Annotated in this window: 8 protein-coding genes; all 8 read right to left on the minus strand. The window is 49.5% G+C overall.

Going from position 1 to position 15,965, the window contains the following annotated elements:
* Position 1: 1 nt before the first annotated feature.
* Positions 2-1,327 carry an ABC transporter substrate-binding protein gene (locus tag OHJ21_RS10445; RefSeq protein WP_243390729.1) on the minus strand — a complete coding sequence of 442 codons (1,326 nt, stop codon included), beginning with the start codon at positions 1,325-1,327 and terminating at the stop codon, positions 2-4.
* A 203-nt stretch (positions 1,328-1,530) separates the two neighbouring features.
* Positions 1,531-3,177 (minus strand): response regulator, encoded by a 1,647-nt coding sequence (locus OHJ21_RS10450; RefSeq protein WP_100537576.1) that lies wholly within the window; start codon positions 3,175-3,177, stop codon positions 1,531-1,533.
* The gene (locus OHJ21_RS10455) at positions 3,155-4,891 is read right to left on the minus strand and encodes a sensor histidine kinase (protein WP_394055320.1); all 1,737 of its coding nucleotides are present in this window, start codon (positions 4,889-4,891) and stop codon (positions 3,155-3,157) included. Before OHJ21_RS10455 ends, OHJ21_RS10450 begins: the two co-directional genes overlap by 23 nt.
* 34 nt (positions 4,892-4,925) lie before the next feature.
* Complete coding sequence (locus OHJ21_RS10460) at positions 4,926-6,230, minus strand: ABC transporter substrate-binding protein (RefSeq protein ID WP_394055318.1); 1,305 nt, start codon at positions 6,228-6,230, stop codon at positions 4,926-4,928.
* 222 nt (positions 6,231-6,452) lie between these two features.
* Positions 6,453-7,391 (minus strand): copper amine oxidase N-terminal domain-containing protein, encoded by a 939-nt coding sequence (locus OHJ21_RS10465; protein ID WP_394055316.1) that lies wholly within the window; start codon positions 7,389-7,391, stop codon positions 6,453-6,455.
* A gap of 149 nt (positions 7,392-7,540) precedes the next feature.
* Entirely contained in the window at positions 7,541-8,362 is an 822-nt protein-coding gene (locus OHJ21_RS10470) for a GNAT family N-acetyltransferase (RefSeq protein WP_394055314.1), read from the minus strand.
* A gap of 73 nt (positions 8,363-8,435) precedes the next feature.
* On the minus strand, positions 8,436-12,851 hold the full coding sequence (locus OHJ21_RS10475; protein WP_486020011.1) for an S-layer homology domain-containing protein: 4,416 nt from the start codon (positions 12,849-12,851) through the stop codon (positions 8,436-8,438).
* A gap of 179 nt (positions 12,852-13,030) precedes the next feature.
* Positions 13,031-15,625, minus strand: a complete 2,595-nt coding sequence (locus tag OHJ21_RS10480) for a winged helix-turn-helix domain-containing protein (RefSeq protein WP_100537582.1) — start codon at positions 15,623-15,625, stop codon at positions 13,031-13,033.
* Positions 15,626-15,965 lie beyond the last annotated feature (340 nt).

Below are 15,965 nucleotides of genomic sequence, written 5' to 3' on the forward strand. Positions count from 1 at the left end.
CCTACTTCGCGTATACCGCCTCGATCTTACTCTGTAATTCGTCCACTGCTTGCTGAGCCGTGAAGCCTGAATCCAGCAGCATTTTTTGGAAGACGTCGTTGACATATCGAAGGTTATAAATCTCTCCAGCTTTCGGATTATACTCCCCGGGGTATCCAAGGAAAGCGAAATGTGCGATGGAGTCGACGAATCCTTTGTTCTTCTCCTCCTGCCAGACGGATTCGTTTGCCAGATCCGTGTAGATCGGACCGGTCAATGGAGCCCCGTTCTGCACCCACTGGCCGTACCACGTTTTGTCCGCCATATATTCGATGAAGGATTTGGCGAGCTCCTTGTTCCGGGATGCCTTGAATATGCCCAGATTATTGCTAATGCCAGGCACTACGGCTCCCTTCGGTCCTGCGGGCAGCATGGCGATCCCTGTATTCTCGTACAATTCGGGATTATCGTTCTTGATCGTCGCAGCCAAGCTTCCTACGTTGAAGATCATGGCTGATTGGCCGCTTAAATACGATTTGTTATTGCCGCTGTCATCCCATCCGATGGAGCTTGGAGGCGTCACCTTATCTTCGATGAAAATGTCCCTGATCAGCTGAACCGCCTGAAGAGTTTCGGGCGAATTCACCGCCACGTTCTTGCCGTCCTCGGTATCGAGGGAACCTCCGTAGGACCAGATGATCGCCCGGGTGAGCCATTCGGCATCCGAATTGCCTTTCCCGTAACCGAGCCCTGCACCGTATATCCCTTTGGAAGGATCCGAGAGTGCCTTCGCCATTTCGCGGAATTCTTCCCAGGTTCCGGGCGGCTCGCTGTACCCGGCAGCCTGAAGCATGTCCTTACGGTAATATAAAGCCGTGGACTCGGTCCAGAACGGCACTCCGTATAGCTTGTCCTCGAACGTTACGGAGGTTTTCAGGCTGTCCTGTATTTCCCCGTTTGCCTTCTCCACGCTGACCACAACGTCGGTAACATCCTCGAGAACGTCCTTGGCGTAGAATTGTCCGACTTCCTGGTAGCCGAAGAAAGAGACGTCCGGCATTGTACCCGATTCGATGGCTGCCGACCATTTCGGATAAAAGTCCTCGTACGCGATAAACTCCACGTTGACATTCACGTCATGCTCTTCTCCGAACTGCTTTGCCCTCTCTTGGATCATCTGGTTTTGCTCTTCGAACATCTGCTTCTTCATCCAGAATGTCAGGGTTTCCTTCCCCGGATCGGCATTCCCCGATCCGCTGTCTCCCGTTCCCCCTACGCTGCATCCTGCCATCAATAACATGGTTAAAGCTGCCGTTATCCATCGTATAGAGGTTTTCTTCATCTTCATCATGTTCACCCCTCAGCATATAGTGGAATGTCCTTACACCATTCATTGTAAGGGCTTCATAAACAGGGTTAAATGATATAGGCTTAACATCCCCTCTCCTTACTTAACATGATAACGCTATCGAAAGCAGCGGCCGAATTACACAAAAAAAGCCCGCTTCCAGCGCAAACGCATGGCTGGAAACGGACGGTATACAGGCTTTATTAGGGCTTTCCGGCTTCCAAGCTGTTTCGGTATTCTTGGGGCGTCACGGAATAATACTTTTTGAACACCCGAATAAAATAGTTCGGGTTGTGGTATCCCAGCTTCAGGGCAACTTCGAAGCTCTTCAAGGAGTGGTCGGCCAGCAGCTCGGCCGCTTGCTCCATCTTCAACCGGAGCACATAATCACTCAAGTTCGATCCGGTCTCCATTTTAAAGAGGCGGGACACGTGAACCGGATGCATATACATATGATCCGCAATGGCTTGCAGGGAAATATCCTGAGACAGATGGTCCCGTATGAACCGTTTCATCCGGGACACGGCAGCGCTCCGGTCGCTGCGGGTTGCCTGTTCGGCGCTAGACTCCAGTAGAGGCAGCACTTGACCCACCCATTTGCCGAGCGTGGCCGCGGTTGTGCATTGCGACAGTCCCGTTACGTCCGCAAGGGACGCTCCGACGATATCGGCCAGACCGCGTCCGTTCTTGTGCGCATACGCGCTTAGCGAGGAGTATATAAAGAAAAAGGCTTCGATTACATGCTCCTGCGATTGGCTGTGCGCGAGCGACAATTCCTTGAGGATCTGCTCAAGCTTCTCTTTAATCTGCTTCCAACTGCCGGATTCCAGCAGATGAGGGAGAAGCGGGGGCTCATAACACTTTTGCAAGGAACGGACCGGATGAAGCTCCTCTTCATCTTCTGCGTAAACGAACATATCACTGTGACTGCCAATATGGCGGCGCAAAGCGAAAAGACTGTCCTGGTACAGCTTTCGGACATCTTCCGGAAAGGAACCTCGTTTTCCTATCAGGACGGAGATCGTTCCTTTCAGGTAACGGCTGACGTTCATCTGTAACTGCGCCGCGAGATGCTTGAGTTCATTTTCCTGTGCATGCTCATGGGGGTGCATCCTGTCCGCCGATTCATCGCTTACAAAAACAAAAAAGACGAGATATCCGTGTATGTCCCTGCATCGCCACAACCGAAACCGTTCCCCGAAGATCTCGTCCGCCATGTTACCGATCGCGTACTCCATGATGGAGGAGTCATAAGGACTCATTTCCGTCAGACGGTCCTCCATCCGTACGAGCATCAAGGCCGCTTGATTGCCGATGGCGGATTTCATTTCAAGCAGCTCCAGTTTTTCGGCCCAAACGTTCTTCGGCGATTTCATGCCTTGAAGCAGCTGATTCAGGAATTCGCCTCGAATTTGAGGCAGATTAGCTCGAAAAGCCTGAACCGCACGGTTGTAGGTTTCGCTGGACTCACGCTCCTGCCGCAGCGATTCCACAGCTCCGCCTACTTTTTCAAGCACGACTTCGTCGCTGACGGGCTTAAGCAGGTACTCGTAAGTGCCAAGCGTTATGGCTTCTTTCGCGTAAGCAAACTCAGCGTAACCGGACAGCAGGATCGTTTTGATCTTCTTCCATCTCGATCTCGTGATCTCGATAAGCTCGAGCCCGTTCATCCGTGGCATCGTGATGTCGGAAATCATAATGTCGACCGGCTGCGTCTGCAGTATTTCCAGCGCTTCGAAAGCGGAGTATGCCTTGCGCACTTCATCAATCCCGATTGTACGCCAAGGTATCGTATGCGCCAGCCCCTCTACCACGCTTGCTTCATCATCAACGATCAGCAATGTATACAACATCATCCCCCCTTGCTCTACTTGGATCTTCCCAGCATAATTCTACGCGAAGCCCTCCCGACGGCGATTCCGAGAAGGTCAAACCCGCATGTTTGCCGTACCGGGTGATCAGTCTCTGATGAATGTTCCACAGGCCGAATCCCCCGCTTTCGTTCAAGGGCTCCTCGACCTGCCGCTTCAGCTTGTCGATGATGCCAACGTCCATGCCCTGGCCGTTGTTGTCAATTCTGATTCTGCATCGACTCCCTTCGGTTTCTCCGGAAATATGAATCATCGCAAAATCCAATTGATCCTCGACGCCATGAATGACGGCATTCTCCACGATAGGCTGGAGCAGTAAGCGCGGAATCTCAAGCTGCATCATTCTTTCGGGAACCTCGATCTCGAAGGTTAGGCGCTGAAGCCGCAGCATCTGAATCGTTAAATAATTGTCTACCAGCTTCATTTCCTCTTCAAGCGGCGCGGTCGGGTTTTCCAGTCGAGTCGTGTACCGGTAATACTCCCCCAAGTTCAGGGCCATGGCCACGACAGCTTCCTTCTCACCGAGATTTGCCATGTTCTTGATGTAGAACAGGCAGTTATACAGGAAGTGAGGGTTGATTTGCGATTGGAGCTGCTTAAGCGTGGCTTCCTTGGATCGCAAAGACTCTTTGTATACCCGTTCGATGAGCTCCTCGATTTGCTCCGCCATATTATTGAAGGAATGGAACAGATACATGAATTCATTCTTCGGCGCATCCTTCAGACGCGTCATATATTGACCGTCCCTGATCCTTCTCACCGCATGAAGCAGGCGGGAAATCGGACGCTGAACATTGCGGTACAACAACAAGGTCAGCAGTAAGACGAGAACAAGCAGGAGCGATACGGAAATGTAAAAGAGGGTGCTGCTTAAAGTGATCGGAGAATAAACACTGTCCAGTCGGACGAAATCCACCAGATACCAGCCCAAACTGCTGGACAAGACGTAATTCATTACATATTTGCCCTGCCCGGATTGCACGATTCGGCTGCCCTCTTCCCCAAGCTGCATCTCGTTCAGGATGCCGGCCGCCATTTGTATCGTCTCCTCGACCGATGTGCTGTTGGCAATAACGGTTCGGTCAGGTGCATACAGGAATGGCTCGCTGTCCCCATCCTGTTTCAACCGATTCAGCATATTGACCAGATTCTGGTCGGTGAAACGGACCTCCACGATCAGATCCTGCGAAGAAGCGGACGTTCTCATCCAGCTGAAAAAGGCTTGTCCTCGCGAATCCCGATGATAAGACCAGTTCTGCTCATGCGCATTAGCCAAGTATTCGGCATCATACCTTGCCGACAAGTCGGTAGTCAGCAATTCTTGATACTGCATTACGTACATAAGGATTTGGCTGTCCCAGCTGCTAGTTGCAATCTGCATATTCAACATATCCGTGATCCGCTGCTGGCTGTCGATTCGTTCCATGAGGGTGCTCCGTGGGCGCTCCGCCAGATAACTCTTGATCCCGTCATCATTGCTCGCAATCACCGAATATTTGGTTAGCTGATCGATCATGTTGTCCATCTGACTCATGAAGAACGTCAGTCGGTTCCGCTGGCCCTCCTCCACAGCCGAACGAACGACGTTGATGCTGACCTGATGGGAGTAGGCATACAGCAAAATAATCGGAATAACCAAGACCGCCAGCAGTGTTGTTAGCTTCGCAAACGTACTTGTCCTTAACCGCTTCATCAAAAAACATACCCCCGTGTCAGAGCGATTCGCTCTACTTCTCGCTGTCGATCAGTTCTTGCAATTGAACGTTTGCCGACTCCGCAGCAACCCCGACATCTTCGCCGATGAGTCCCTTCACCACAACGCTGCCGATAATGTCCCGTGCTTCCTTCACGTAAATGACTTTTGGACGATCATAACTCATTCCGATCGGGATGGATTCATTGATTACCGGAATCAGCTCCTCCGGAAAGCCGGAGATGCCTTCCTTGTCATGCCACAGCGAGCTCCGGGCTCCCGGGTTACCAATCCTCTGGGCTTGCAGCACCATGTCCCGGCCCGAGGCCCACTCGATGAAAGCCCAGGCCGCATCCTTGCGGGCCGATTTCGCATTGATCGCAATGCCCCAAGCGGTAGTGCTGTAGGGCTTGCGGCCGGCTTCGCCTGCCGGAAACAGCGCATACCCAATCTTCTCCTTCGCCAGTCCTGATTGCGTGAGCATGGGGTAGATCGCGCTGGCATCGGTGAAAAACGCCGCCTTTCCTTGAGCGAACAACTCCGCGGACTGAGTCCAACTGTAGTTCAGCACATCCGGTGGACCATATTTTCCGAGTAGCCTTACATACCGTTCAATTCCCTTGACCGCTTCCTTTGAGTTCAGTACCGCCTGATCCTCATTCGTAAAATTTCCGCCTTCGGAGTATACGAAGGACGAGAGCTGGGTGACGAGAGCGCTTCGCTGCCCTCTTGCAACAAAACCGTAGACGCCACGCTCGGGATCGTGCACCTGCTTGACCGCCGCTTCCAGCTGGTCCAAAGTCTGCGGCACTTCGATTTCTTTTTTCTCCAGCAAATCCTTGCGATAAAATAGAATCTGCTGCTCGGTTGAAAGCGGGACGGCAAGCAGCTTTTCCTTCACCGTTACCGATTCCAGCGCCGTTGACGAAAAATCGGCAAAGTCGTAACGTGGATCCGATACGGCATACGATTCCAAGGGCATTAGCCAGCCATTGTTCTCATACAGACTCAGCTCTTCCAAAGGCCGGATCATGAACACGTCGGGACTTTCGCTACCTACCGTCATCTGTACGAACATCTTTTGGCTGAGCTGCTCATTGGTCAACGCTTGAAAATCAACCTTGATGCCCGTCTCCTTCTCGAATTCGGGAAGATGGGCGCGAAGGATATCCGCAACCGGGTTTTTGGCCATATATGCGGTAATCCGCACGTTGTCAAACGGTCGTTCCGATTCGGACATTCTGCTGTCAGCTCCGTTCCTCCCCGCCATGCATCCAGCTGCCGACACCATCATGACGACTATCCATAACACCCTGCAGAAACGTCCTGCAACCTTCATAACTCCTCCTCCTGTTCAGTCGGTCATAAATCGATATTAAAGCGTTTACAATGAAGAAGACACTGAAAAAATTTAACATATGGTACACATATTTAGCGTCATGCATAGTCCTGATTCCCATACGGCTTTTCGGCAGACGAAATGCCCCTCTTTATCAAAGACTTTATTTAAACAAAAAAGCCGCTGATCTCATTCCAGATTAGCGGCTAAAAAATTTACCTATTATGCTTCCTCTTCATAAACAACAACGGTCTGACTTTCTGATTCCCACTTGACGGTTGCATTCAATGCCTCACTTATGAAGCGTACGGGCACATACGTATTGCCCTTTGTAACGGTGGCTGGGGCATCCAATGAGACCTTCTTCCCATTAACGGTTGCTGTTTTACTGCCCACCAGGAGTTGAATGCTAACCCCGTCCTTCGTAACGGTGATGGAACGCTTTTCCGGATTCCATATGACCTCGGCTTCCAAAGCCTCGGCTATGGCGCGAAAAGGAACATATGTATTGCCTTTTTTGACAAAAGGTTCGGCATCCGAAGCTTCGCCGTTCACATACAGCTTAACCCCATTCTTTTTACCCGCCTTTTCGTTAAGCTTACCCATGGTTTTGTATAGATCCAAATTTTTAAAATTTGCTTGAATAGCTTCTTCTTGCAAATACACAGCGTCCGTCACGCTGCCGTTTGTTTCAAGCATGCCCGCCGCCGCTTCTAACGCCTTGTCCTTTTCCATAATGGCTTCAAGTTGTTTTTGTTGTTCGTCCGTCAGCTCGGCCGTATATTCGGTAAGCAAAATATTGGCTAAAACGGCGCCTGCCGGTTTATCTTCTACGTTTTGAATGGCATTTAGCAAGCCTTTGTATCCTTTGTGTCCTTTGTTCTTGGAATCGACTTTATCGGTGGAATTGTCGTTTGTATTTTCTGTTTCCGGAGATATTGAATCCTTAACTTGGTCTTCTTCTTTGCTAGTCGTATCAGATGCCTCTGCTTCCTCGGTTTGAGGCTCTTCATTTCGAGTTTCTTTTTCTTTAGGTCCCTTTGTCGATGCCGCGTTACTCGTCTTGCCAGGTGGGGTGTTACCCGGTTTGGCTGAGATCGTGCCAGCGGCGGTCGCAAACATCAGTGCCGCACTGGTGAGCAGAATAACTGTTTTTTTCATCATAATTCCTCCTGAATGATAAAATTATATGCCCCTTCAATATCGGCAGAATAAATAGACTTCAATAGATATACGTTAAATTAAATAATCCCAGTTAAAAGAAAAAGTCGCCCTGATGGCGACTTTTCTTGCACAAATTTCGATTATTATCATCTGCATTCGTATTTATAATAATCTTGTACATGCACTGCCTTAAATCCAACCGACTCATATAACCTCAGCGCATGGTTGTTTTTCGTTTCGACTTCTAAGTGTACCGTAAATCCGGCAGAGCTTTGCTCTTTAACGACTTGGCGAAGCGCTTTTCTGCCTATCCCTCTGCCCTGATATTCTGGCAATATGGAGAAGCCATAGATCCACGCCTGCCCCTCTTCACGACTTACCCGAAGTTTCCCAACCGTTTTTTCGTTCACGTCAATCATGAGCATATCCGTATGATCCGCGAAATGATGGCTCTCCATCACTCTGGCGTCTTCTTCGTCCAATCCGAAAGCCCTCACGGACAAACGAACGCTCATTTCGTAGTCTTCTTCGGTTGCCTGTCTGAGAAGAATATCGGTTGTCTCCTCCAGAGGCGTTTCGTGCCATTCCATTTGATGCTCCGAGAATGCATATTCAGCACCTTGTTCATTCAAAAAGAATGTTGCCGCATCGGATCTCGCAGGCGCGTTCAACAAGATTTTTTTGTATCCATTGAATTTTACTTGTTCCATTGCAAGGTGAAACAATCGCCCGAAATGCCCCTTTCGACGTTCATTAGGCTTTACCATGCCGCATACTTCGACAGTCGAACCAAAAGGATATAAACCTAGAAACGCTACTAGTTCGTCATCCTCATAATGAAAAAAATCCAGATTCTCCGTTTTGCGTTCTCTGAGCATATCCCAGTTTAGCTTCAGTTGTACATGATCATGAAGTTCACACTCTTTTTGCAATTGTTCAATGTCTTGTAGTTGCTGTGTCGTTAACATTTTTTTCTCCTTTTAACTGTCGAAATCAATAAACTCTGCTATAAATATTCGGCAACTCGTTAATCGACACCTTTTATTTTGTCTCCATGGCGCGCCAAATCACGGTAATCGCTTCCGCACGGCTAGCATGAGATTTGGGTTTTAACATGTCGTTTGGATAACCCTTCATGATTCCATGATCTACTGCAATCAACATCGCTTTCCGTGCCCAAACAGCAATCTTATCCTGATCGATAAAGGTTTTGTTGGTAAGGGGATGATCCAATTGAAAGGCTTGAACCACCATTTGTGCCATTTCTTCGCGCGTAATGAAATCGTCGGGGCCAAAAGTAACCGGATCGTATCCTTGGATGATTCCGTAAGAATACGCTGTTGAAATGGCTTGCCTCGCCCAATGATCCTTGGTATCGGCGAATTCCTTACTGCCTTTATTAGTGAGACTTAATGCTTGAACCAGGATTGTCGCGAATTCTGCTCGGCTCATCGTACGGTCAGGTCTGAAGCTTCCGTCTATATAACCGTTCACAATGCCCTTTTCTGCGAGATTCTCAATGTTCTTTTGCGCCCAATGACCTTTTATATCGGAAAACGCAACACCGATTTCAACAGGCACAATCGTTCTCGCAAAAATCGCAAATGGAGTAAAGTGGTCGGTAGTACCACTTATAATCCCCTCATCCCAGTCTATGTTGACGTTATCCAGTGCTTCCCATTCCTTCGTTTCTTCGTTAACCTGACGAAGTTGGAGCTCATGACTGCCTTTTTGTATGGTGTTGGCGTCAAATTTCAGGCTGATGGTTACGTCTTGATCGAATTTTCCAGACACATCTTTCTTAAACTCAACGACTTTACTAACTGCTCGCTCTCCTTCAGATAGAAGAAATTTATCACCATCTGGAAGTGTTAGATTTATGGATAAACAAAATGGTCGATTCAGTGCTTTAGCAGGGATGAGAATCTGTCCCCCCTCAAAAGCAATGGTTCTCCCTTCCAGGCCTACAAGAAAGGCGTTGTTCGGCAGTGAACATACATGGCTTCCGTTAGTGAGATTTGAACCGCTTGCTTCACTCGCCTTCTGCGTTATCAAACGATACCGGCTGGACGTCACGTTAACAGGATTACCTGTTTGGTCATGTGCTCTTACATGCAAGTACCAATCACCGTCAACGCCGCTTTTCATTAGCGCGGCCTCGTTCGCAAACGGTCTCCAGCCTGTGGCTGGTATGGACGAATCGGTCGTCCACTGAAACTCCAGCGAGGCCGGATCTATGCCGCTCCCTGAATCAATGACCGTCACCCTCGGTACTACCGATGTTACCTGCATTTCGCTTCCATTAGGGTAAATCGTAATCGATGGCGGCGTATTGTCAATCTTCACCGTGATGTCGAGGAATAACGTATTGCCTGCTTGATTGGACGCCTCAAATCGAATGTTCGTCTCGCCTTCGCTCGAAATTTCGATGGGTGCTTTGTTCTCGTAGACTTGTGAAAGCCCCCCGTTCAGCGTATAGGTCAGATTGGAGATCTCGCTGACTGCCGATTCAGCATAGACGCTCAAAGTTACGCTCGACCTACTCCATTCGCCGCTCGTATATTCACTTCCGTCCGCCTTCACTAATGTAGGCGTCAAGTTTATTCCAGTTGTGCTGATGCAGACTGTGCGTCGTTCAATCGATTCATTGCCCGCAGTATCGACGGCTTTGAATGCGATTCTATGAACACCTTCATCGCCCAGGACGATATCAGATAAATAAGGGCTCCACGACACGCCGTCATTTAGCGAATACGTAAATGAAGTGACGCCAGACTCGTCAGATGCTTCTGCACTTACGTTAACCGTTTGATGGCTCCACGTGCGATCAACATACTCCATTCCATCCGCCGTGGTCATCGTAATGGCGATGGATGGCGGTATATGGTCAACGGGACGAGTCAGGTTATCGACGATCCGATCCGTTAAACTGAGCAGCGCATTGTTTGCGCGGTCGGAAATGTTTCCGGATGGTTTATCGTAGGATAGGAGAACTTGTTGGTCTTCTTCAAATGCTTTATCTACTTTAAGGACAAGTGTATTAGTTCCTGATCCGTCCACCCGAGAAATGGTAGAAGGCTTTCCGTCTGTTGTAATTATAATTCCCCCGGCGTCAGTGAGGCTGACTTCTTCATCAAAGCTCACGATGACGTTGCTCGGATGCTCGCTTTCGATCTTCGCACTGGTGATGGTTGGTGGAGCAGCGTCCCATTCGAGGTTGGCTGCAATTCCTTGCAAAACAGGAAACATGGCTCCCTCCTGTAACGCCCATATTCCGCTGAAGTCCCAATCGGTACCAAATCGTGCATACTGTTTCATTTCCGACGTAATCCGCGGTTCACCTTTGCCGGTATCCGATTGTCCGGTCGTTTCCTTATTATAGAAGCTCGAGGTAACCGTACCGAATTCCCGTCCGACCAGGCCGCCGACTTCGCCGCTGCCAGTTACACTTCCGACGGCATACGTGGTCTTGATATCACCGATATTCCTTCCCACGAGGCCGCCAACATCGTAACGACCGTCAACGGAGCTGATGGCATACGAATCATTTACCTTACCGCTCTCATTCCGACCCACGAGGCCTCCGACAAAATCCATACCGGTAATGCTCCCGGCGGCGAAAGACAAGTTCACTTGGCTATTCATATCATTGTGTCCGACCAATCCGCCGATATTGAATTGACCATCGACTTGACCCGTTGCATATGCGTTATACACCAGGCCCGCATTCGAGCCGATCAATCCACCGATATGGCTGTTTCCGCTAACGCTCCCGGTAGCATACACAGCCTCAGTAACACTCCCCATGCCGTTCCTTCCGACCAGACCGCCTACTTCATCCACTCCACCGACAGTAGCACTCGAGCTAGAACTGCCAATCGTTCCGTCGTTATTCCCGACCAGGCCACCTGTCATGCCTGCTCCGGTAACATTCCCTGTAACATGGACCTTCATAATCTGGCTGCTGGGCCCGTTTTGTCCCGACAGCATGCCTGTCTGAAGGCCGCCGGTGACATTCCCGTTCTTCAAATGAACGTCTCGAACCTCACCACTAGAAATATTACCGAACATCCCGACACTCATTAAACTGCTCCTGTTGATATATAAGCCCGTAATATCATATCCTTGGCCGTCGAGTGTACCTGTGAACGGAGTGCTGCCATTACCGATGGGTTCAAATCCAAAACCGTTCCCTGTGCTCGTCCCCCACATATCGGAGCGGGTGTTATCAGTGAATGTCGTGTCGAAATCAATACCCTGCGTCAGTATGTAGTTCGCCGACAGATCCATTGCCATCAGCTGCAGTTGATGCGAGTTCCATATTTCGGTCGACCATTCGGAGCGAAGGAATGGTCGCGTCGAGTCCTCGACCATAAACCAGTCATTGTTGAAATCCCAGCCGGAATAACTCGATTGGGTTAGTGCCTGTGCAGTCGTGAGGCCGCTCGCGGTACAGGATCCGTATGTATCGTATCCACAGGCACTATTCAAGCCGACAGTTTCAGCATCCCAGAAACTGTCGCTCAATTTCCCACTATTACTCCCAACCAGACCGCCCACAGATTGATCGCGCCCGCTGACGCTGCCACTGGCGTATGACTGAAGGATCAACCCGTGGCCCGTGCTGCCCGCAAGACCGCCGACAGCACTCCTGCCACGGACTGTTCCCGTGGCATATGACCTACTTATAAGAGCGGAAATATTATAACCGACCAGTCCGCCGACGTGTTCAGCGCTCCCGCTGACGTCACCCGTGGCGTAGGACCGGATGATTTCTCCACCTTCGCTGTCCCCTACTAACCCACCCACTATAGAGGTGCCACTGATCGTACCGGCAGCATAGGAGTCACTTACCATCCCGTCGCTGCGCCCTGCCAAACCACCCACATAATCGGTCCCGGTGACGGTACTCGTAGAGTAGGAGGAGGTTATTTTACCCTGAATGCCATTGTATCCTACCAACCCTCCGACGGTGGCCATGTTGCTTCTAACCGTTCCGGTAACGTAGGACCCGTTAATGGTTCCATCGCTGCGCCCTGCGAGCCCGCCCACATGGTTGTTTCCAATGATCGAAATACCTTCGAGAGCGATATTTTCTAACACACCATTGGAGCCTACAATTCCGAATAGGCCGACCATGTCCATCTTGGGCTGATTCATGGTCAGATTGCGGATGACATGTCCCGCTCCATCGAAGACACCAGTGAACGGGCTATTGCCGTTTTTGTCATCGCCGATAGGCATAAAGCCAGCCCCATTACTCCAATTTGCAGTCTCCGAAGCATCGATATCCGCTCCGAGCTTGTAATGAGCATTCAAGTCATTACGCACGGCGTTTAATTGATCTAACGTTGTGATGACGTAAGGATTGTTCGCCGTCCCGTCGCCGGACATCGCATCATTCGAATTAGCGAATGCTTGAAGCGGGATGATGCCGATCACGAGTAATAATGTCATCGAAATACAGAAGATGCGTCTCATCTGGTCTTTCCTTCCTTTCGTTATTCAATTGCCACGATGTACATTATATTGGATCTTTCGAGAGTTCGAATCTAACCCCGGTTATAGGCCCGGTTATAGTTACGCAATAAAAGAGACCCGCCGTGCGGCGAGCCTCCTGTTACAACCTTCCGTGTTTAACCCTGGAACTCTTTCCCTCTTTTGATCGCCTCGACTCGGTTTTTCGCCTGCAGCTTGCTGTAAATGCGATTGATGTGTGCCTTCAAGGTCCCCATTCCGATGCCGAGCGTTTCAACGATCTCCGGATTGTCCAGCCCTTCCTCCATATAACGAAATATCGAATATTCTCGCGGTGTCAGAAGCTTTTCCAATGTTGCTTTGCCTTGTAGCGGAAATTCGGCTGTCCCTCCGAAAGCGGACAAAATTCTCCGTACATAGGCAAGTGAAGGCGCGTTTTTATCTCGGATGTTTCCTTTTTGACGATGCTGGACATATACCGCAAGCAGTTGTGCCACCAGCTGGCCTTTATCAACAAACACACGGATATAATCATCGGGCTTCGCAAATATAAGCGCCTCTTCCAGCTTAAGCAGCGCTTGTTGCGGCTTATCCATCATCTGCAGCAGCATCGCCTGAAGCACTTGGAGCTCCAAGGCGTCCATCGGACGATGGCCTTTTATCGCGATTTGCAGCAATCTCTCCGATAACGTCCATGCCTCCTGACTGTTGCCGGTCTCCATCAACACCCTAACGAGAAAGATATAGGCGAATAGCTGAAATACGGATACCGGATCATCCGACGAGACCTTGTATCGATCCTTCCATTCGACAGCTGCAGACAAGTCTCCGGACTCCATTCGCAGACTTGCCATTTCGACATCGAGCAAGATGGGGGCTGCCTTAGCGCCATCCTCAATCGCCCTTCTATAGGCTTCTTCCAACCATTTTTCGGCCTGACTGATATCCTGTCTGGATTTGCTGATACGCGACAAGAAAAGACTGGCGGGAACGTACACCTTCTCTGGTTGGTAATGCGCCTGACTTGTGCCTTGTAATCCAAGCTTCAAGTACTCCTCCGCCTGCTCCAGCTCGTTGCGTTCGTAGAGTAATTCGCCATAACATACAACGACCGAATCCTGTAGTCCCATTGGTTTCATGAATTCGATCATGCTCAAAAAGAAAGTATCCGAAAGGCCCCGAGGCAAATGTTCGCCACGCTTGCCATTGTATGACCTGTATATAGAAGGAGACAGTGGCATATGAGGAGATGCGAAGATCAGATCCGTTCCTTTAGGACTATGCTGAAGTGACAGATGGATATACTCCAGCCCTTTTATCATGTCCATGTCATATTGGGTCGCTTTAAAGTTCCTTACATAATACAGATAACCCAAATAGCGATTATTCTCCTCCGGACTCCAGCTTGCTGAGGAAGCAGCATAATGCTTCTCTGCTAGCTGTAAATACCGTTCCGACAGCTCCAGCTCCTGAGACCACAATAACGAAAAAATGTAAGAAAAATAAAGGTAAGGATACTGCATAAGCAGTTCCTCGGGAATCGCTGACAACCAAACCTTCATGGTCGAGAATTCCCTGCGGACCATCAAGCTTCTCAACTGTTCTAGCAGACGTATCGCTTCCGAATGATAGTCTCCGGCCAAGTAGTAATCGATCGCTTCTTCCATCAGTCCCTGCGATTCACACCAGGCTGCAGCCGATTGGAAGAGCACGTTTGTCTTCGCAGGATCAAGGCGTCGCTGCTGCTTCAGCAGAAACTCGCCGAACACATGGTGAAATCGGAACCAATCCCTGTCTTCATCCAGCGGGATGAGGAACATGTTGCGTTTTTCCAGCTGGGCCAGCATCTGTGCACCGTGTTCTCCAGCAACAACCTTACATAGCTGCCCGTTCATCCGCTGTAAAATCGAGACGTTCAACAGAAATTGCCTTGTTGGCTCGTCCAACGATTCAAACACTTCCTCGAATAAATATAGCTCGACGCGTTCAGGGTTGGACTGTACGTGCTTGAAAGCTCCCATCCACTCATCGTCCTGAATAGACAACGAGATCAGCCTAAGTCCCGTCACCCAGCCCTCGGTCTGGATTTGGATGTGTTCAATCTGCTCCCTTGGCAGCTCCCTCTTCTCAACGATGTGGAAGAAATTCACCGTCTCCTGCAAATTGAAGCACAATTGCCGGGTATGGATTTCATGGATCCAGTCCCGACTAATCCATCTCGACTTCAGAAATCCATGGCTGCTTCGACTAGAGAAACAAAGATGCACCCGGGAAGGCAAATACTCCAGAAAATAAGAAACCGATGCCTGGATATCCGTATTATGTATGACATGCCAGTCATCCAAGATCAGGATAAACGGTTCATTCAAGCCGTTCAATTCGTTTAACAGAGCAACGATAAATGGCTCGTATTGACCGGGAGTCAGCATTGCGTTTGAGGCACGGACGGAGTCTGGCAAACTGCCGATTGCCTGTTCGATCGCTTTCATGAAGTAGTTCCAAAATCGGATGAGGTCATTATCCTTGTCATCCAGCGATAACCACCCGACGGGTCGGTCCAGTTGTCTGGCCCAATCACTGACCAGTGTCGTTTTACCGTATCCGGCGGGAGCCGTCACGAATGTCGCCCTGCGGTTTAGTCCCGCATTCAATCGCGCAAGCAGCCGGGGACGTGGCACAGATGGATAAAGGGGCTGGGGCAGTTTCAATTTAGTTAGAAGCAAGAACTGGCTTTCCTCTCTCTCTTGTATCATGTATCCTCTTTTCGAAGGCCTCTCTGGGCCGTATCTTAGGTTTTGTCCATGAAAACTTCCAGAAGCCGGGTTGTTGTCAATCTGGTAATGTGTAATGACATGTTGAGAAATTCATAATCAGTGGAGAACCAGCAGATGTGTGACATCGTTTTATAAAATGAAGGATATCATTATCTAAAATTCAGATTATCTTAGTTTTAGAACTTTTGCACCTGTATTTTGGGAGCAGCCCGTTTTCTTTATAGAGTCGATACTTGGTAGTCCCCCAATAAGCCATCCGAGAATGACACGGTTTTGTACTAAATAACAATATCAATATCAATATCAAATCTGTCAATTA

The organism is Virgibacillus sp. LDC1, assembly GCF_025792345.1.
Taxonomy (GTDB): Bacteria; Bacillota; Bacilli; order Paenibacillales; family Paenibacillaceae; genus Paenibacillus_AQ; species Paenibacillus_AQ lautus.